The sequence below is a fragment of the Mycobacterium syngnathidarum genome (genome assembly GCF_001942625.1).
GTDB lineage: Bacteria > Actinomycetota > Actinomycetes > Mycobacteriales > Mycobacteriaceae > Mycobacterium > Mycobacterium syngnathidarum.
The window spans coordinates 321,432-340,507 of sequence record NZ_MLCL01000062.1 but is presented as its reverse complement, the minus strand read 5'-3'; the positions used below and the strand labels follow the sequence as shown (position 1 = coordinate 340,507).

General features: G+C 66.5%; 16 protein-coding genes. 11 read left to right on the top strand and 5 right to left on the bottom strand.

The window, feature by feature from the left end:
• Window positions 1-112: 112 nt before the first annotated feature.
• Genes BKG60_RS17240 through BKG60_RS17220 form a run of 5 tightly spaced genes read right to left on the bottom strand, consistent with a single transcriptional unit; the run spans window position 113 to window position 6,276 of the window.
• The gene (locus BKG60_RS17240) at window positions 113-1,591 is read right to left on the bottom strand and encodes an acyl-CoA synthetase (RefSeq protein WP_070944789.1); all 1,479 of its coding nucleotides are present in this window, start codon (window positions 1,589-1,591) and stop codon (window positions 113-115) included.
• Window positions 1,588-2,361: an SDR family NAD(P)-dependent oxidoreductase gene (locus BKG60_RS17235; protein ID WP_070944790.1), complete on the bottom strand. Its 774-nt coding sequence runs from the start codon at window positions 2,359-2,361 to the stop codon at window positions 1,588-1,590. The genes BKG60_RS17240 and BKG60_RS17235 overlap by 4 nt, the downstream gene beginning before the upstream one ends.
• Window positions 2,361-3,917, bottom strand: coding sequence for an AMP-binding protein (locus BKG60_RS17230; protein WP_070944886.1), 1,557 nt, complete (start codon window positions 3,915-3,917; stop codon window positions 2,361-2,363). The genes BKG60_RS17235 and BKG60_RS17230 overlap by 1 nt, the downstream gene beginning before the upstream one ends.
• Before the next feature lie 18 nt (window positions 3,918-3,935).
• Window positions 3,936-4,673, bottom strand: coding sequence for a GntR family transcriptional regulator (locus tag BKG60_RS17225; protein WP_070944887.1), 738 nt, complete (start codon window positions 4,671-4,673; stop codon window positions 3,936-3,938).
• A gap of 4 nt (window positions 4,674-4,677) precedes the next feature.
• Window positions 4,678-6,276 carry an SMP-30/gluconolactonase/LRE family protein gene (locus tag BKG60_RS17220; RefSeq protein WP_070944791.1) on the bottom strand — a complete coding sequence of 533 codons (1,599 nt, stop codon included), beginning with the start codon at window positions 6,274-6,276 and terminating at the stop codon, window positions 4,678-4,680.
• Window positions 6,277-6,429: 153 nt separating this feature from the next.
• Here BKG60_RS17220 and BKG60_RS17215 point away from each other — a divergent pair, with 153 nt between their 5' ends.
• The 11 genes from BKG60_RS17215 to BKG60_RS17165 all read left to right on the top strand — a co-directional run bounded on the left by BKG60_RS17215 (window position 6,430) and on the right by BKG60_RS17165 (window position 18,968).
• Window positions 6,430-7,275 (top strand): SDR family NAD(P)-dependent oxidoreductase, encoded by an 846-nt coding sequence (locus BKG60_RS17215; RefSeq protein WP_070944792.1) that lies wholly within the window; start codon window positions 6,430-6,432, stop codon window positions 7,273-7,275.
• Complete coding sequence (locus BKG60_RS17210; protein WP_070944793.1) at window positions 7,275-8,690, top strand: aromatic ring-hydroxylating oxygenase subunit alpha; 1,416 nt, start codon at window positions 7,275-7,277, stop codon at window positions 8,688-8,690. The genes BKG60_RS17215 and BKG60_RS17210 overlap by 1 nt, the downstream gene beginning before the upstream one ends.
• A gap of 65 nt (window positions 8,691-8,755) precedes the next feature.
• A complete protein-coding gene (locus tag BKG60_RS17205) occupies window positions 8,756-9,928 on the top strand; it encodes an LLM class flavin-dependent oxidoreductase (protein WP_070944794.1) in 1,173 nt (390 codons plus the stop codon).
• Complete coding sequence (locus tag BKG60_RS17200; protein WP_070944795.1) at window positions 9,925-11,772, top strand: flavin-containing monooxygenase; 1,848 nt, start codon at window positions 9,925-9,927, stop codon at window positions 11,770-11,772. Before BKG60_RS17205 ends, BKG60_RS17200 begins: the two co-directional genes overlap by 4 nt.
• Complete coding sequence (locus BKG60_RS17195) at window positions 11,769-12,611, top strand: TauD/TfdA dioxygenase family protein (RefSeq protein ID WP_070944796.1); 843 nt, start codon at window positions 11,769-11,771, stop codon at window positions 12,609-12,611. The genes BKG60_RS17200 and BKG60_RS17195 overlap by 4 nt, the downstream gene beginning before the upstream one ends.
• Window positions 12,608-13,528, top strand: coding sequence for an SDR family NAD(P)-dependent oxidoreductase (locus tag BKG60_RS17190; protein ID WP_070944797.1), 921 nt, complete (start codon window positions 12,608-12,610; stop codon window positions 13,526-13,528). The genes BKG60_RS17195 and BKG60_RS17190 overlap by 4 nt, the downstream gene beginning before the upstream one ends.
• Entirely contained in the window at window positions 13,525-14,673 is a 1,149-nt protein-coding gene (locus BKG60_RS17185) for a CaiB/BaiF CoA transferase family protein (RefSeq protein WP_070944798.1), read from the top strand. The genes BKG60_RS17190 and BKG60_RS17185 overlap by 4 nt, the downstream gene beginning before the upstream one ends.
• 11 nt (window positions 14,674-14,684) lie before the next feature.
• Complete coding sequence (locus BKG60_RS17180) at window positions 14,685-15,839, top strand: acyl-CoA dehydrogenase family protein (protein ID WP_070944799.1); 1,155 nt, start codon at window positions 14,685-14,687, stop codon at window positions 15,837-15,839.
• 5 nt (window positions 15,840-15,844) lie between these two features.
• Window positions 15,845-16,765, top strand: a complete 921-nt coding sequence (locus BKG60_RS17175; protein WP_070189234.1) for an acyl-CoA dehydrogenase family protein — start codon at window positions 15,845-15,847, stop codon at window positions 16,763-16,765.
• The gene (locus BKG60_RS17170) at window positions 16,762-17,925 is read left to right on the top strand and encodes an acyl-CoA dehydrogenase family protein (RefSeq protein ID WP_070944800.1); all 1,164 of its coding nucleotides are present in this window, start codon (window positions 16,762-16,764) and stop codon (window positions 17,923-17,925) included. Before BKG60_RS17175 ends, BKG60_RS17170 begins: the two co-directional genes overlap by 4 nt.
• The gene (locus BKG60_RS17165) at window positions 17,925-18,968 is read left to right on the top strand and encodes an acyl-CoA dehydrogenase family protein (protein WP_070944801.1); all 1,044 of its coding nucleotides are present in this window, start codon (window positions 17,925-17,927) and stop codon (window positions 18,966-18,968) included. The genes BKG60_RS17170 and BKG60_RS17165 overlap by 1 nt, the downstream gene beginning before the upstream one ends.
• Window positions 18,969-19,076 lie beyond the last annotated feature (108 nt).

Here is a 19,076-nt window from a genome sequence, read left to right as displayed (position 1 = left end):
GCAGCGACGCAGACTCGGTTGATGTGGCGGCGTCAGTAGGAACGTCAACCTGCTTAACGCTGTGATGGAGGCGGCTAATCACGGGTGCACTCAGACTGACCTGGGTCCGCAATCAACTCTGAGGCGACAACCGCTCCCGCAGTTCGCGTTTGAGCACCTTGCCGTAGCTGTTCTTGGGCAGCGCATCGATGAATTCGTACCGTTTGGGCCGCTTGAATCGAGCGATGCGTTCCAGCAGATGCGCATCGAGGTCAGCGGGGGACACCTCGCCGACCACGAACGCCACCACGACCTCGCCCCAGTCCGCATCGGGTGCGCCCACCACGCCCGCCTCCACGACGTCGGGGTGTTCGAGCAGTGCTTCCTCCACCTCGCGGGGGTAGATGTTGCTGCCCCCGCTGATCACTACGTCCTTGGACCGGTCGCGCAGGGTGAGGTAGCCGCGTGCGTCGAAAGAGCCCATGTCCCCGGTGTGCAGCCAGCCGTCCTTAAGCGTGGCGGCGGTGGCGGTCGGGTTGTTCCAGTAGCCCGACATGACGACGTCGCCGCGGCAGACGATCTCGCCGATCTCCCCGACGGCGGCTTGCGTGCCGTTGTCGTTCAGCACGGCCACCTCGACGCCCGAGCGGGGGTACCCGACCGAGCCCAGTGTCGCGTCGTCAGCGCCGACGTGGTCGGCGCGGCGCAGGCCGGTGATCGTCATCGGGGCCTCGCCCTGCCCGTAGAGCTGCACGAAGATCGGGCCGTAGGCGGCCAGCGACTTCTTGAGGCTGTCGACGTACATCGGCCCGCCGCCGTAGACCACCGTTTTCAGGTTCTCGGGGCGGGGCCTGCCGGTCTGGATCAGGCGCTGCACCATGGTCGGCGCCAAGAAGGCGCTGCTGCCGGGATGGTGGCCGCACAGGTCCAGGAATTCGTCGGGTTCGAACGCAGTGGACTCGGGCACCACCTGGCGGGCGCCGCGCAGCACGTAGGGCGGGATGTACAGACCGGAGCCGTGGGACATCGGGGCGCCGTGGATCAGGCTGCAGTGCTCGTCCGGGTCATCGAAATCGGCCAGGTGCGCCACCGTCATCGCCATCAGATTGCGGTGGGACAGCATGGCGCCCTTGGATTTTCCGGTGGTGCCGCTGGTGTAGAACAGCCAGGCCAGGGCGCCTGGATCGGTGGTCGGCGGGTCGGCCGGTTCGGAGCCGAACCTGCCGGAGTAGGCCTGGCCGCCAATGGTCTCGACGGGCACGTCGGTGGTGGCGGCAAGGTCGTCGGCGATCTTGGCCGACGCGAAGACCTGGGCCGCACCGGAATCGGCCAGGATGTCGGCCATCTCACGGGGATGCAATTTGTAGTTGATCGGCACGAACACGCATTCGGCGGCCCAGATGGCGAACATCAGCTCGACGATCTCGGGCCGGTTCTCGCTGGCGACGGCGACGCGCGTGCCGCGATCACCGAGCGACTTCAACGAGGTGGCGAGCCTCAACACGCGGTCGCGCAACTCCGCCCAGGTGTGCAGTTGACGCTCGCCCAGGAACACCGCGCCCCGATCGCCGAACCGGGCCGCGGCCTGATCGAGCACCGCGAAAATATTCATGGGGCAGTCCATTCCGACTTCAGCGCGAATTCGGACAGGTACTTCGTCGAGCTCCAGCCGCCGTCGACGACGATGGTCTGCCCGTTGATGAAGCTGCCGCCCTCCGAGCACAGGAAGGCCACGGTGGCGGCGATGTCCTCGATCCGGCCCAGCCGGGTGTGCGGTGTCATCTCGGTCTGCATCTTGCGGAAGCCGGGATCGTTCAGTCGCTGCTCGACCATAGGGGTGACGGTGACACCGGGTGCGACCGCGTTGCACCGGATGCCCTGCGCACCGTACTGGCAGGCGATGTGGGTGGTCAGCGCCGTCAGACCGCCCTTGGCCGCCGAGTACGCGCCGCCGCGCAATCCGCCGACGACGGCGAACGTGGAGGTGACGTTGATGATCGCCGATCCGGGCGACATGTGCGGCAGCACATCTCGGGCCAACCGGAATGGTGCCCGCAGCATGATCCCCAGGAAGCGGTCGAGGGTTTCGTCGTCGGTCTCGTGCAGGGGTTTGGGGCTGCCGATGCCGGCATTGTTGACCAGGAAGTCGATGCGGCCCCAGCGGGTCAACGCGGCTTCGACGATGCGCTGTGGGGCGTCATCGTCGGTGAGGTCGACGGCCACGGTGGCGATGCGCTCCGGGTCGCCTACGGCCTGTTCGAGTTCGGTGAGCCGGTCTTCGTCACGGCCGGTGCCGAGCACTGCCATGCCTGCCTCGGCGAGTGCGGTGGCACAGCCGAATCCGATGCCGCTGCTGGCTCCGGTGACGATCGCAACCTGCATTAGTCGTGCCCCTTCAGCGTCGCTCGGATCTGATGCTTCAACACTTTGCCCGCGTCGTTCTTCGGCAGGGAATCCCAGATCTCCACCCGCTCGGGGGCTTTGAACCGGGCCAGCCGGTGCTCGGCCAGGAGCCGACCCAGGTCGGTGACGCCAGGGCGCCTGCCGTCGGTGGTGACCAGCACCGCGCAGGCGCGTTCCCCGGTGCGCTCGTCGGGCAGGCCGACCACGGCCGCCTCGATGATGCCGAGCTGACCGACAAGGAGGTCTTCGACCTCCTTGGGGGAGATGTTCTCGCCGTTTCTGATGATGAGGTCCTTGGCCCGCCCCGTCACCTGCAGGTAGTCGCCGTCCACCCACCGGCCGAGGTCGCCGGTGCGGAAAAAGCCGCTCTCGTCGAAGGATTCGATCTCGTCTTCGGGATGCAGGTAGCCCAGCAGCATCTGGGGACCCTGGGCGCGGATCTCCCCGGACACCAGCCGGATCTCGGCGATCCCGGGGCGCCCGTCGGTCTCGGCGGCGTGCTCGACGCCTCCGGGAGTCAGCGATCCGACGGTGGTGACCGGAACCTCGGTGGAGCCGTAGACCCGGCTGACCACGGCGCGGTCGAAGTAGCCCGACGCCCGCCGGATCAACGATGGCGGTACCGATGCGCCACCGCAGATGAACACCTTGAGAGCGGGCAACCGGGTACCGGATCGTTCGGCGGCTCCCAGCAACTGCTCCAGGAAGGGCGTGGCCCCGGCCATGTGGGTGCACCGGTGCTCGGTCATCAGTGCCACGCCGTCCTCGGCGTTCCAGCGCTGCATCAGCACCGCGGTACTGCCCAGCAGCAGCGGGCATTCGAAGGCGTAGATGGAGCCGCCGATGTGCGCGATGGGCGAAGGCACCAGGAAGGTGTCGCCTGGGTCGATCATCCAGTGCTCGCGCAGCTGGCGGATCAGCGCGTTGATCGAGTTGTGGCTGTGCAGTACCCCTTTGGGGCGGCCGGTGGTGCCCGAGGTGTACATGATCATCCGGACGTCGTCCGGGTCCAGCGTGGGTAGTTCGCGGTCCGGTGCGGCCGGCATGGAGTCGAAGGCGTGGTGCGGGCCAGGATCGCCGCGCAGCACCACCACTTCCGGCGGCGTGGCCAGTTGGCTGACCACCCGGGTGAGCATCGCTGCGTAATCGTGACCACCGAACTCGGCGGGGATGAAGATCGCCCGGCTCTGCGCATCGTCGAGGATGAAGCACAGTTCCCGGTCACGCAGTGACGGCAGGATCGGGTTGACCGCCATACCGGCCAGCGTGGCGCCGACGTAGATGATCGCGGCCTCGTGCCAGTTGGGCAGCATGAAGGACACCACGCTGCCCGTCGGCATCCACTCGGTCAGTTGCAGCGCCAGAGCCGTTGCCCGGTCCTGGAGTTCGCCGGCCGTCAGCGTGATGCCGCCGTCGATCACCAATGCCCGGTCGGGGGTGTCCCGCGCCGCATCGGCCAGGGCGTCGACCAGGGTGGTGGACACCCATAGCCCGCGGGCGTAGGCGTCGGCCGCACGGGCCTCGTCCCGTCGCACCAGATTTCGCACCGTTCCTCAGCCCTTGACCCGGCGCATCGTCATGGAATGACGGAACCGGTCGGACGGGTGGGTGTTGACGGTGACCTGGGCGATTTCTCCGTCGGAGGTGGTGTAGGTGCGCTGCATCTGCAGGGCCGCGGAGCCGGGACTGACCTTGAGGCCCGCGGCGAGCTCGGGCGAAGTGACGATCGCCGAGATCTCCTGGTGCACTTCGACAATGCTGACTCCGAAGAGATCCTCGATCAGCGGGAAGATCGGACCGGAATGACGCTGCAGCAGACGCCCGACGGCGGCGAAGCTGCGGTTGATGTAGTACTCGGTACGGCACACCGGTGCCGGATCGTCATCGGCCTGCCGGTAGCCGCGGACCGCCAGCCACTCCTCGCCGAGCGGAAGCCCGGTGCGTTCGGCCAATTCGCCGTCGATGGTGACCATGGCATTGGACTCGATGGTGAACTGGGCGCCGGTGGCGAAGGCCAGCAGGTCGTTGATCGAGACCACGTCCTGGGCATAGGTATTGGTCGCTGCCCGCTGGGCCACCGTGGTTCCGGCCCGCGGACGTGAGGTGACGAGGTTGTCGTCGCGCAGGCGGCGCAGGGCCTCGCGCACGGTGTAGCGGCTGACCTCGAAGCGCTCGCACAGTTCGTGTTCGGTCGGCAACTGCGAGCCCACCGGATAGACCCCGTCGACGATCTCCTTACGCAGGGTGCGCGCGACCTGCAGGTAGCGGTGGTCGGCCGGCGTGATGGTCATGGTGTCAGCTCCGGCGCAGCGCCAGCACGCTGCCATCGCCGTCACCTGAGATGTAGAGCGTCCCATCGGTTCCCGCGGTGATCCCGGCGAATGGGCCCTGCGGCCCGGAGAACGGCGGCATGCCCTTGAGCGGCTTGGGGGTCACTCCGGGCGGCGGACCGACCGGCAGCCCGGTGGCGATCGTGGTGCGGCCCGCATCGTTCAGGTCGTAGCCGACGAGCTCCTTGCTGCCGGAGTCGACGACGTAGAGCACGCCGTCGCGCACGAGAATGCCGTGCGGCGTGTGCAATCCGTCGACCAGAGGCTGTGCCGTCCCGTCGGTCACCCGGAGAACGGCGCCGGCTACCGACACCAGCGGTGCGCCGTCGGGTCCGATCACCACACCGACCGGGGTGTCCAGGCCGGACGCCAGCACACTCACCGCGCCGTCGCGCACCGAAAGCAGGCGTCCGGCACCCTGTTCGACGACTACGACGGAACCGTCGGGAGCCTGCGCCACGCCGTAGGGCTGGTCGATGCCACTGGCGAGGATCTGGCTCACCTCGTCGTCGGTTGTCCCGGGGTGGAAGCGTGCGACGGTGTCGGCGGCGGTCGTGACGATGAATTCGCCCGGGCCCGAGGCGGTCACACCGCGCAGGAAACCCGGATAGCCGGGGGAGAACAGCATTGCGACGGTCTGCAGGTCCCCGTCGGGGCCGACCCGGTAGAAGTAGGTGCCGTCGGCGACGTAGAGGTTGCCGTCGGGGCCGACGGTCAGATCCAGCGGCCAGTTCAAGCCGCCCGGCAGCACCGCCTGGCTGCCGCCCGCCAGGATCTCGGTGATCTCGCCGGTGAAGTTCGAGACGAACAGCCGGCCGTCGACGAAGGTGCAGTTGTCCAGGCCGGGGGTCAGCTGGGCCAGTAGCGTCTGTTCGCCGCTGCGGGGGTCGATGCGCAGCACCTGGCCGCTGGCGACCTGGGTGGAGACGATGTAGCCGTCGGCGTCGAACTTGACCGAGTCCGGTACCCCGAGCCCGCCGGCCACCACCTGCGGCTCGCCGCCGTTGGGGTCAATGCGCCAGATCTCGTTGGCACCCATCACCGGGAAGTAGAGCAGCCCGTCGGGGCCGACCTCCATCGCGTTGGGCGAGGGCACGTCCTCCAGCAGGATGCGCGGGGCACCGCCGGCCAGGTCGAACTCCATGAGGCGGCCGCCTTCGCGGCATTCTCCGACGAACAACCGGCCCTGATGGAAGGTGATGCCGTTGGCCGAGGGGATGTCGTCGCGCAGAACGCGGGTGGTGCCGTCGGCCGAGCGCACGCTGACGCGGCCGTCCATCACCTCGGTGGCGTAGAGGTTGCCCTCCGGATCGAAGGCCACGTCGTCGGGAGCGATGATGTCGCCGCCCTTGGCGCTGACCGTTTCCAGCTGTCCGGTGTCCAGGTTGAGTGCGCTGATCTGGCTGCCGGTGACCTGTGCGACGTAGATCCGGCCGTCGGGGCCGGTGCGCAGGCCATTCGCGCCGAACAACCGGCTGGGCCCGGTGACCTGCTCCAGCGTCCAGTCCTCAGCCACGGTCGGGTTTGCGGAGTATCTCGCGTCAGACACCAGAGGGGCGCTCATGACCTCGGACGTTAGCAACTCGTCGTAGTCCAGACAATAGCCGCCGAAAACCTCGTATCGGCCCTTGACGGTTGAATAAATGCTGGGGAATATTGTTCTCCAATATGAAGATCCTCATTTGTTGTCCGGACAATTAAGCGGCAAGGGTTGCGAATGGACAGTTCCCTGAGCTTGGACGGCCGGGTGGTGGTGGTGTCGGGCGCCGGTGGTGGCGGCATCGGCACCACGGTCACGCGGATGGCGGCCGAGGCCGGGGCCACGGTGGTGGCGGTGAGCCGATCGCAGGACAACCTCGACACGCACGTTGCGCCGCTGGCCGACAAGGGACTGAACGTGGTGACGGTGGCCGCCGACGCCTCGACCGATGAGGGCATCGCCGCGGTGCTGGACGCGGCGCGTCGCGCCGAAGGGACGTTGTACGGGCTGGTGAATGTCGCAGGCGGCGCGGCGCCGTGGACCTGGATGCCGGCGACCCGGGTTTCTCGGGCCGACTGGCGCGAGTTGTTCACGGCGAACCTGGAAACCATGTTCTTCATGAGCCAGGCGGTGGCCGCGGAGATCCGCAGCCAGGGGACCTCGGGTTCGATCGTGTCGGTGTCCTCGATCAGCGGGATGAACACCGCGCCGTATCACGTCGCCTACGGCACCGCCAAGGCCGCGATCGTGGCAGCCACCCGAACCATGGCCGCAGAGCTTGCCGCAGAAGGCATTCGGGTCAACGCCGTTGCCCCCGGTGTCACCGAAACCGCCGCCTCGGCAACCTATGTCGACGCCGACCCCGAACGTGACCAGCGGGCAATCGCCATGGGCCGGCGCGGTACCCCAGAGGAACAGGCCGGTGCCATCCTGTTCCTGCTCTCGGATCTGTCGAGCTACATCACCGGCCAGACCATCCTGGTCGACGGCGGGCTGAACCTGCGCTGGACGCACCTCGGCGCCGACAACACCTCGCTGTTCCTCAAGGACGACGACTTCCGAGAAGCCATCAGGAGGATCTAATGGCGCACACCGAAACCGATCTCGACGCCGCGATGGAGGTCGACGCCGAACCGGACGACTCGACCGGAGTCATCGCCGAGGACCTGTCTGAGCCGACCACCATCCCGGTCGAGGCCTATATCTCCACGGAATACGCACGCGCTGAACGGGATCGGCTGTGGCGCAAAGTGTGGCAGCAGGTCGGCCGGGTCGAGGAGATCCCCGAAATCGGCAGTTACCTGACCTACGACATCCTCGACGACTCGATCATCGTGGTCCGTACGGGCCCCAACGAATTCACGGCGCACCACAACGTATGCATGCACCGCGGACGCAAGCTCATCGACAACCCCGAGGGTGCCAAGAACGCGACCGGCCGGGCCCGGAAGTCTTTCGTGTGTGGATTCCACGGCTGGACCTACGGCCTCGACGGAGCCTGCACCCACATCCGGGAACAGGACGACTGGCAGGGCAAGCTCACTCCGCGCAACACGCACCTGGCGCCCGTGCAGGTGGACACCTGGGGCGGGTGGCTGTTCATCAACATGGACCCGCACTGCGAGCCGTTGGTCGACTACCTGTACCCGGCGGCCAAGATCCTCGACCCGTTCGGGTTGGAGAACATGCGCTACAAGTGGCGCAAGTGGTTGTACTTCGACTGCAACTGGAAGGTCGCGATGGAGGCCTTCAACGAGACCTACCACGTGTTCACCACGCACCCGGAGTTCAACCAGTTCGGCGAGTTCAAGGGCTGGGCGAAGGCGCAGGGCAAGCACAGCAACATCGGCTACGACGCGCCCAAAGGTATGGACGAGACCAAGTCCAAGATCCGTCTGGGGACCGGTGATCCGCGCATCTCCACCGCCGAGATGCAGGTGTACACCATGGAAGAGACCAACGCGACGACGACGCAGACCCTGGTGAACGCCGCCAAGCGGCTGGTCGACGAACTGCCCGAGGGCACCCCCGCCGACGAGGTGCTGCAGCACTGGCTGGCCTCGGCCCGCCGCGATGACGAGGCGCGTGGCGTGGTCTGGCCGACCATCCCGCCGGACATCCTGGGGCAGAGCGGCACGGCGTGGCAGATCTTCCCGAACTTCCAAGTCGGGCAGGGTCTGACCAGCGCGCTGTGCTACAGCGCGCGCCCGGATCCGAGCTACAACCCGGACAAGTGCATCTTCGAGGTCGCCGTCTTCGAGCTGTACCCGAAAGGTGAAGAGCCTCAGACCGAGTGGGCCTACACCCCGAAGGATTCACCGAACTGGCTGTCGGTGCTGCCACAGGACTTCTCGAACATGGCGGCGGTGCAGCAGGGGATGAAGTCGGCAGGCTTCCCGGGAACTCTGCCGAACCCCTACCGCGAACGCAGCACGGTCAACCTGCACTACCAACTTTCCAAGTACATGGGCACCGGAGAGCCCACCGACATCCAGTGATTTGTGGAGTCTCAGCCGTGCCGGACACGGCTGAAACTCCACAAATCGCCCAATAAGGAGCGAACATGAAGGTCAATCTGGGTACGGGAGCGCAGAACTCCCACGACTGGGAGCGTGTGCTCGCCGGCGACTTCAGCACCCCGCCGGCTACACCGGACTACAAGTGCGTGCAGGACGCGCTGGCCCTCGGCGACCTCGCCGAGCCGCTCGGCTTCGACGGGATCTGGTTTCCCGAGCACCATGGCACGCCATATGGCATGACGCCCAACCCCATTCAGGCCCTGACCTACTTCGCCGGACGCACCGAGCGGGTCAGTCTGGGCACATTCGTGGCGGTGGTGCCGTGGTGGAACCCGATTCGGTTGGCCACCCAGATCGCCTATCTCGACATCGTCTCCAACGGGCGTTACACCACGATCGGTCTGGGCCGCGGGGTGTCCAAGGGCGAGTTCGCGGCGGTGGGTGTGCCGCGCGAGGAGAGCCGCGACCGTTTCAACGAGACGCTGGACATCCTCAAGCTGGCCTTCTCCGGTGAGCGGTTCTCCTACGACGGCAAGATCTTCAGCTTCCCCGAGATGTCGCTGCGACCCGAGCCGATCAGCACCGACCTGTTCGACCGCATCTACAGCTCGTCCTCGACCGCGGAGTCGCTGGAGATCCTGTCCCGGCGCGGCATGGTCCCACTGTTCGTCGGCAACAAGCCGATCACCGATGCCGGCGAAGAGGTGCGCAAGGTCAACACCTTCCGCGCGGAAGAAGGTCTGGGGCCATGTCAGCCCAAGAACGTGATGTTCATGTACTGCGTGGGCTCCGAGGACGAGGTGGCACAGACTGAAGAGTGGATCTGGACCGCAAACCGCGACGTCAACGTGCACTACGGTTTTGCCGACGCGTCGAACTTCAAGGGCGTCAAGGGCTATGAGGCGTACGCCGCTCGTGAGGCGAGCGCGACGGCGGTGCTGGCCTCGGAGGTCGGCAACCAGAAGAAGGGCGGCCCGCCCGGATACCACGCGTCCAACCTACTGATCGGCACCCCCGAGACGGTGTTCGAGAAGCTCAAGGCCGCGCAAGAGGCGTGCTCGTTCTGCGAGGTCACCATCGTCCCGCAGTTCGGCACCATGCCGTACGAGAAGGCGATGGAATCCACCAAGTTGTTCGCCGCCGAGGTGCTGCCCGCGGTGCACGACATGCCCGCCCCACTGCACGCCGCCGCACTGCCCGAGAAGGCCAACGCATGACCCAGCCGGACACCTGCGGGCCCACCGACACTCCCACCGACATCGACGTCGACGCGATCCGGGAGAAGTACGCCGCCGAGCGGGCCAAGCGGCTACGGCCCGAGGGTGCCGACCAGTACCTGGAACTGGAAGGCGAATTCGCCGACTTCTACGAGGTTGACCCGTACACCACGGTGACCGAACGGGATCCGATCAGCGAGGATTCCGACGTCGTCATCCTCGGTGGTGGCTTTGCCGGCCTGCTGGCGGGCGCGTACCTGAAGAAGGCCGGCGTCGAGGGCATCCGGGTCATCGAGATGGCCGGTGACTTCGGCGGGGTGTGGTATTGGAACCGATTCCCGGGAATCCAGTGCGACAACGACGCCTACTGCTACATCCCGCTGCTCGAAGAGCTCGACTTCATGCCGAGCAAGAAGTTCGCCGACGGCGCCGAGATCTTCCAGCACTGCCGCAACATCGGCAAGCATTTCGGCCTGTATGACGGCGCCCTGTTCTCCACGCAGGTGCGCGAACTGCTCTGGGACGACTCGACGCAGCGTTGGCAGATCACGACCGACCGCGGCGACGAGATCCGGGCCCGGTTCGTGGTGATGGCGCAAGGCTCCTACAACCGTCCGAAGCTGCCCGGGATCCCCGGAATCAAGGACTTCAAAGGGCACGTTTTCCACTCCGCACGTTGGGATTACGACTACACGGGTGGAGACGCCGACGGCGGCTTGGACAAGTTGGCCGACAAACGCGTGGCGCTGGTCGGCACCGGCGCGACCGGCATCCAGCTGGTGCCGCACCTCGGCCGCGACGCCAAGGAGTTGTTCGTCTTCCAGCGGACCCCGTCATCGGTGGACGCGCGTACCAACCCGCCCACCGATCCGGTGTGGGCGGCGTCCCTGCAACCCGGTTGGCAGGAAGAGCGGAAGCGCAACTTCCACAACTGGTCGCCCTTCGTCGGTGTGGTGTTCGGCGAACCAGACCTGGTCTGCGACTTCTGGACCGAGCTCGGACGCAACCTGACCGCCCGGATCGCGGCCAGCGAGAATCCGGCCGAGGTGACCATCGAGCAGATCATGGCCTTCCGTGAAGAAGAAGACTTCAAGATCATGGAGCGGCTGCGCCGTCTCGTCGACGAGATCGTCGAGGACCCCGCGACGGCCGAGGCGCTGAAGCCGTACTACCGCTTCATGTGCAAGCGGCCGACGTCCAGTGAGCACTATCTGGAAACGTTCAACCGCCCCAACGTGACCCTGGTCGACGTGTCGGCATCCAAGGGCGTGGAACGGCTCACCGAGAAGGGAATCGTCGCCGACGGGGTCGAATACGAGGTCGACTGCGTGATCTTCGCCAGCGGATTCGAGATCTCCACCGAGATCAGCCGCCGGTTCGCGATCGAGCGCATCGTGGGCCGTGACGGGCTGTCGCTGTTCGACTACTGGCAGAACGACTACAAGACACTGCACGGCATGACCAGCCGTGGATTCCCCAACCAGTTCTTCATGGGCTTCATCCAGGGCGGCGTCTCGGCCAACACCACGGCGATGTTCGAACAACAGGCCGAGCACATCGCCTACATCGTCGCCGAGGCGCAGAACCGGGGCGCCACCACGGTCGAGCCAAGCCAAGAAGGCCAGAACACCTGGGTCTCGACGGTTCGCGAACTGGCGATCGACAACTCCGCGTTCGAACTGTCGTGCACGCCCGGCTACTACAACAACGAGGGCCGCGGCGGCCAGGAACGCAATGGGGCGTTCCTCGGCGATTTCTACTCGCCCGGGTTCTACGCCTTCGACGAGTTGATCGCGGAATGGCGGGCCAAGGGCGATCTCGACGGATTAGAGCTCACCACATGACGACGACAACTGCGCTCGACACCCGGGACATCAAGCCGCGCATCGGAACCGAGATCCGGACCGACAAGGGCACGCTGCTCTCCGGCGAACATGCCGGGCGGATCCGCGAACTGCTCGAGCAGCGGGGGGTGCTGGTGTTCCCGCAGATCGGGTTCACCGACGACGAGCAGATCGCGTTCACCGAAACCCTCGGCACGTTCGCTCCCGAGCACCACGGCGAGAAGCTGTACAAGGTCTCCCTCGACACCGAGGTGAACACGCAGGCCGACTATCTCAAGGGTTCGCTGTACTGGCACATCGACGGGACGATGAACGAGGTCCCGATCCTGGCCTCACTGCTGCAGAGCGTGGCGTTGGGGAACCCGGAGGAGGGTGACACCGAGTTCTGCAACACCTACGCCGCCTATGAGGACCTGTCCGACGAGGACAAGGCTGAGATCGAGGGCCTGCAGGCCATGCATTCGGCGTGGAACACGATGTTCTACTACGACCCGGAACCCAGCGCCAAGGCTCTGCGCCGCATGATGGCCATCGGCGATCGGGAACTGCCGTTGGTGTGGACCCATCAGTCCGGCCGCAAGTCGCTCGTGCTCGGTGCCACCGCTCGCCACATCGTCGATGCCGACGGCCCGATCGACTTCCGCAAGAGCGCCGAACTGCTGGTGCGGCTGCGGGATTGGGCCACCCAGCCGGAGTTCACCTACCGACACAAGTGGACAGTCGGTGACCTGGTGATCTGGGACAACACCGGAACCATGCACCGGGCCACGCCCTATGACCCGATGTCCGGCCGGCTGTTGCAGCGCACCAAGCTCGAGGGCGAGGAGCCCTTCGCTTGAGCACTCTCAGATTCGACGATCGTGTCGCCGTCATCACCGGTGCCGGGCGGGGACTGGGCCGCGAGTACGCCCTGTTGCTGGCGTCGAGGGGCGCGAAGGTTGTCGTCAACGACCCCGGGGGCAGTCTCACGGGAGATGGCACCGACACCGCCCCGGCGCAGCAGGTGGTGGATGAAATCGTCTCAGCCGGTGGTGAAGCCATCGCCGTCACCGATTCGGTGGCAACGGCAGAAGGCGGTCAGGCCATCATCGACGCCGCCGTCGAGCGCTTCGGCCGTGTCGACATCTTGATCCACAACGCCGGCACGGTGAGGCGCGCATCGCTCAAGGAGATGAGCTATGACGATTTCGACGCGGTGCTCGACGTGCACCTGCGTGGAGCGTTCCACGTTGTGCGCCCAGCATTTCCGTACATGTGCGCGGCCGGGTACGGGCGCGTGGTGCTGACCTCGTCGATCGGCGGACTCTACGGCAACCATGAGGTGGCCAACTACGCTGCGGCCAAGGCCGGGATTCTCGGGCTGTGCAATGTCGTGGCACTGGAGGGTGCCGCCGACGGTGTGCTGTGCAACGCGATCGTTCCGGGCGCGGTGACCCGGATGGCCGAAGGGCTGGACACGTCGGCTTATCCGCCGATGGGCGCGGATCTGGTCGCCCCGGCGGTGGGCTGGTTGACGCATGACTCCTGTTCGGTCACAGGCGAATTCTTCGTGGCGATCGCCGGACGGATTGCCCGCGCCGTCGTTGCCGAGTCACCGGGGGTGTACCAACCGTCGTGGACGGTCGAAGAGGTGGGGGAGCAGATGGACCACATCCGTGACGTGAGCGAGCCGGTGATCTTCCCGGTGGTTCCGGACGGTCACGCTGACCACATCCGTTATAGCTTTGCGCGCGCGGCAGAGGGGGTCAGTTCATGAGAGCCGGTCCACTGCAGGGAGTTCGGGTCGTCGATCTCACGGCGATGGTGATGGGGCCGTACTGCACTCAGATCATGGCGGACATGGGTGCCGACGTCATCAAGGTCGAGACCCCGGCAGGCGACAACACCCGCTATATCTCGGTGGGCCCGGCGCCCGGGATGAGCGGGGTGTTCGTCAATGTCAACCGCGGCAAGCGCAGTGTGGTGCTGGACCTGCGATCCGAGCAGGGCAAGGCGGACCTGCGGGCCCTGATCGCCGACGCCGACGTGTTCATCCACTCGATGCGCGCGAAGGCCATCAGCAAGCTCGGCTTCGGCTACGACGATGTGGCGGCGATCAATCCGGGCATCGTCTACACCAACTGCTATGGCTACGGCCGGCGCGGTCCGGACGCCGACCGCCCGGCCTACGACGACACCATCCAGGCAGAGTGCGGATTGCCTGCCGTGCAACAGCAATTGACCGGTGAGGCCTCCTACGTCGGCACCATCATGGCCGACAAGGTGGCCGGCCTGACCGCGCTGTACGCCACGACGATGGCGTTGTTCCACCGGGAACGCACCGGTGAAGGCCAGGAGGTCGAGGTCAGCATGTTCGAGACCATGGCCTCCTTCATGCTCGTCGAGCATGCCAATGGCGCCATGTTCGACCCACCGCTGAGCCCGGCGGTGTATCCGCGGGCGGTCACGCCCAACCGCAGGCCGTACGAGACCAAGGACGGCCACATCGCCGCCCTTGTCTACAACGACAAGCACTGGAACGCTTTCATCGATCGCGTGCAGCCCACCTGGAACAGTTCCGAGTACGCGACCCTCGAACAGCGGGCCCACCAGATCGACACCGTGTATGGGCTGGTGGCCCAAACCCTCAAGGAACGCACCACCGCGGAGTGGCTGGATCTGTTCGCGGAACTGGAGATCCCGGCGGCGCCCATGCTCACGCCGGATGAGTTGTTCGAGAACGAGCACCTCAACGCGGTCGGGTTGTTCGAGACCGTCGACACCCCGCACGGCCGGGTGCGGATGCCGGGTGTGCCGACCTGGTTCTCCCGAACCCCGGGCCACATCGCCGGATATGCGCCGGAGCTCGGGGCGGACACCGCCGAGGTGCTTGCCGAGCTGGACGCCGCCAGGGCGGAATAGAAAGGCCAGGAGTGGATTTCGATTTTGGTGAGGCGGCCGACACGCTCCGCGGTGAGCTGCGTGCGCTGATCGCCGACGAGGTGCCCGCCGACTTCCTCGGCGCATTCACCGATGACCCTGCGGACCTGGCGGTGGCCCAGCAGTTCTGCCGGACGCTGGCACAGCGGCACCTGCTGTGCATGTCGTGGCCGAAGGAGTTCGGTGGCGGCGACGCGTCGGTATGGGAGCAGACCGTGGTGCGCGAGGAGATGTGGGCGCACCACGAGCCGCGCGGCGCCCAGTACATGGGGGTCAACTGGGTGGGCCCGATCATCATGCGGCACGGCACCGAAGAGCAGCAGCGCAAGCACCTGCCCCCGATCGCCAACGGTGAAGTGATCTGGTGCCAAGGCTTTTCCGAGCCCGAGGCAGGTTCGGACCTGGCCTCACTGCGGACGTCCGCCCGTCGAGAGGACGACGGCTGGCGGGTCAACGGTCAGAAGATCTGGACCTCGTACGCCACCATGGCGCAGTGGATCTTCTTGCTGGCCCGCACCTCCAAAGGGGAGAAGAAGCAGCAGGGCATGACCATCTTCCTGGTGCCGATGGATTCTCCAGGGATCACGGTGCGCCCGATCCGCACCATGATGGGGCCGCATCATCTCAACGAGGTGTTCTTCGACGACCTCAAGGTCACCGAGGCCGATGTGCTCGGAACGGTCGATCAGGGGTGGTCGATCGTGCAGGACGTGGTGTCCTTCGAGCGTGTCGGCATCGCCCGCTACGCCCGCTGTGAGCGGCTGCTGCAAGCGGCTCCCGAGGTGCTCGGCGACAAGTGGGAGCACCTGCCCGCTGAACTCCGCGGCCGGTGGACGCGGATGCTCACGCACTGCCGCCGGGCCCGGCTGATGGCCTACCGGGTGGTTTCGATGCAAGCCACCGGGCGGGTGAATCCCGGTGACTCCGCGGCATATCGGATCGCGGTGACGCGGCTGGACCAGGAGAGCGCCGAGGTGCTGATGGAGATTGCCGCGGCGCTCCCCAGGGGCGGCAGCAGGAAAGCCGAGTACTTCCGCGCCGAGGTCGAGGACCACTGGCGGTACTCACAGGCGTCCACGGTGTCCTCGGGAAGCATCGAGATGCAGCGCATCCTGCTGTCTCGGACCATGCTGGCCGGAAAGGCGTGACGCAAATGATTCTGGATCTCAGCGATGACGCGCAAGAGTATGGCCGCGAGGCCCTGAAGGCGTTCGAAGCCGCCGGTGGAGATCAGTTGTTGGCCCAGGCCGACGCCAAACCGGATACCCGCACTGGGCTGGTCATGCCGGTGCTGGACGGCCTCGGCGTGTTCGAGCTCGAACCACGCAGCGACGCGGACTCATTGGAGGCCGCCGCGGCTGTGTGCCGCAGTGCCGGCTACTGGGCCCTGCCGTATCCGGTTGCCGAGCGATTGGCGCGCCCGGCGGATCTGGACGTCGACGGGCTGGTTGTCATCGACGCCGATGCTCCGGAAGCGGCGCTGCAGGGCCTGGACGACCGTTGGGCCACCGTCACATTGGGTGGCAACCGCAGCACGGTGACCAAGACCGGTGCGCCGGGTCCGTCGTTCGCCACCGCACTGGAGCTGTCCGCCGCGGACAGTTCAGGCCTGGATGACGTGGCGCTGGCCCTGACACTGCCGTCGTGGACCTTGCTCGGCATGCTGGACCGGGCCATCGATCTGACCGTCGCGCACGTCAGCCTGCGCAAGCAGTTCGGCCAGACGCTGTCGTCCTTCCAGGGGGTGCAGTTCCAGCTGACCGACGCCGAGGTGGAACGCAGTGGGGTCGACATGCTGGCCAAACACGCGCTGTGGAGCCTCGGTACCCACCCGGCCGACGAAGCGATCAACGATGCGCTGGCTCTGCGGCTGGCCGCGATCGAAGCCGCCGAGGTGGTCTTTCGGGTGTGCCATCAGTTGCACGGCGCCGTCGGCTTCTGCGATGAAACCACGCTGTCCTGGCTGTCGCGCTACAGCCAGCCGTTGCGCCGCTTGCCCTTCGGGGTGTCCACAACGCGCGACACGCTGACTGCCCGGCTGGGCCGGCGCGGACTCACCGGGTTGTTCTCGTGAGCGAGCTCGAGGAATTCCGGGCCACCGTAAGGGACTGGTGTGCGGCGCACGTCCCGAAAGACTGGCGCGCCAACCAGACCGGCGTCGGCGACGACGAATTCGTGTCGTTCCAGAAATCCTGGTTCGCTGAGTTGCACACCGCCGGATACGCGGTCCCGCACTGGCCCGCCGAATGGGGAGGCGGTATGTCGGTGCCCCAGCAGATCGTGCTGTACCAGGAGTTGGCTGCGCACGACGCGCCGCGGCTGGTGCTGGCCTTCGTCGGTATCCACCACGCGGCTTCGACGCTGCTTGCCGCGGGCACAGACGAGCAACGCAGACGCCACCTGCCCGCCATCCTCGACGGAGAGATCTGGGTCCAGGGATTCTCCGAGCCGGAGGCCGGATCGGATCTGGCTGCCCTGCGCACCACCGCCCGCGCCGAGGGGGACAACTTCATCGTCAACGGCCAGAAGCTGTGGGCCAGTGGCGCTCTGCACGCCGACTGGTGTCTGTTGCTGGCCCGCACCGATCCGGACGCGCCCAAACGGCACGGGATCTCGTACTTCCTGATGGACATGACCACACCCGGCATCGATGTGCGGCCGATCCGAAACGCGGTGGGGGACTCGCATTTCTGCGAGATCTTCCTCAATGACGTCGCGGTGCCCGCGGCCAACCTGATCGGCCCGCTCAACAAGGGTTGGCAGGTGGCTCAGGCGACGCTCGGTGCCGAACGTGGCATGACCATGCTGGAATTGTCGGAGCGGTTGGGCAATGCGGGCTTCAGGTGGCTACTCGAAGCTGCGCCCCTCGACGACCCCGTGGTGGCAGACCAATTGGCGCGGTTCGAAACTGAACTGACCGGACTGCGCGGGCTGTGCCGGGATCTGGTGGAACGCAGCGAGGCAGGGCGCGCCGGCCCCGCCGACGCTTCGATCGTGAAGCTCTACTACAGCGAGTTGTTGCAGCGGATGACCGGATTCGGTGCCGAGCTCGGAGGGCTGGCCGCCCATACCGTGCTGGCCAAACCGGCCTCCAGCGGCTGGGAGTCGGGCGCCTGGATGCTCGATTTCATCGGATCGTGGGAATGGACCATCCCCGGCGGAGCCAGCGAGATCCAGCGCACCATCATCGGTGAGCGCGGTCTGGGCCTGCCCCGAGAGCCGAGTGCGGTGTGATGAGCGACCTCCCAGATTTTTCAGACCTACACGACGAACTTCGTTCGGTGGCAGCCGATCTGCTGGCCAAAGACAGCATCGACTGGCCGCTGCTGGTCTCGGCGGGATGGGTCGGACTGGACGCCCCCGAGACGACCGGCGGCGCCGGCGCGACGTTCGCCGAGGTTGCAGTCATCTGTGAGGAGTTGGGTCGAGCCGCTGCCTCTACCGGCTACCTGGGCGGTGCGGTGCTGGCGATCGGCGCGTTGAACGCATTGCAGCCCAACGAGTCCCGGGACGCTCTCGCGTGGGCCGTGGTTGCCGGGGACACCCGCGCCGCACTGGCACTGCCAGGGGAAGGCGAAGCGGCGCCCTTCGATCTGGCCATCACCCGGCTTGGCTGGCGGGTACACGGGCAGGCATCTTTTGTACCGGATGCGGCCGGCGCCGAGCGGTTGCTGATCCCCGCGCGTGACGCCGACGGGGTCGCGGTGCTGGTCGACGTGGCTGCCCAGGCGTCCGGGCTGACGGTCGCCGACCAGCCGGTGCTCGACGAGACCCGCAGGCTGGCCACCGTGACGGCCGAAGGCGTGGAAGTCGATGAGCATGCGGTGTGGCGGTTCGACGGCGACGCCGAGGCGTGCCTGCGTGCGCTCACCGAGCGTGGCGCGCTTGCCGTCGCGTGTGACAGCCTTGGCGTCGCGCAGGCCATGCTCGACACCACGGTGTCCTACACCGGGGTTCGCCGACAGTTCGACCGTCCGATCGGCTCGTTCCAGGCGGTGAAGCACGCTTGCGCCGACATGCTGGTGCGGATCTCGGTGGCCCGACAGCTCGTGAACGCGGCCGTCGCGACACCTGGACCACGCGCGGTTTCGATGGCCAAGGCCTATGTCACCGAGGCGGCCGTGGAGGTGGCCGGCAAGGCCATGCAGTTGCATGGCGGCATCGGCTACACCTGGGAGAGCGGCGTGCACGTCTATCTCAAGCGGGCCGCGCTCAACCGTTCGCTCTACGGCTCGCCCGCCGAACACCGCGCCGAGGTCGCGCAGCGCTACCACTAGCCCCGCGAGCAGACACAAACTCGCACTTTTCAGGCCCAAACAGTGCGAGTTTGCGTCTGCTCGGCGGGGTGCGATGAGTTTTCCGCACGGGGGTGGTCAGACTTAGCG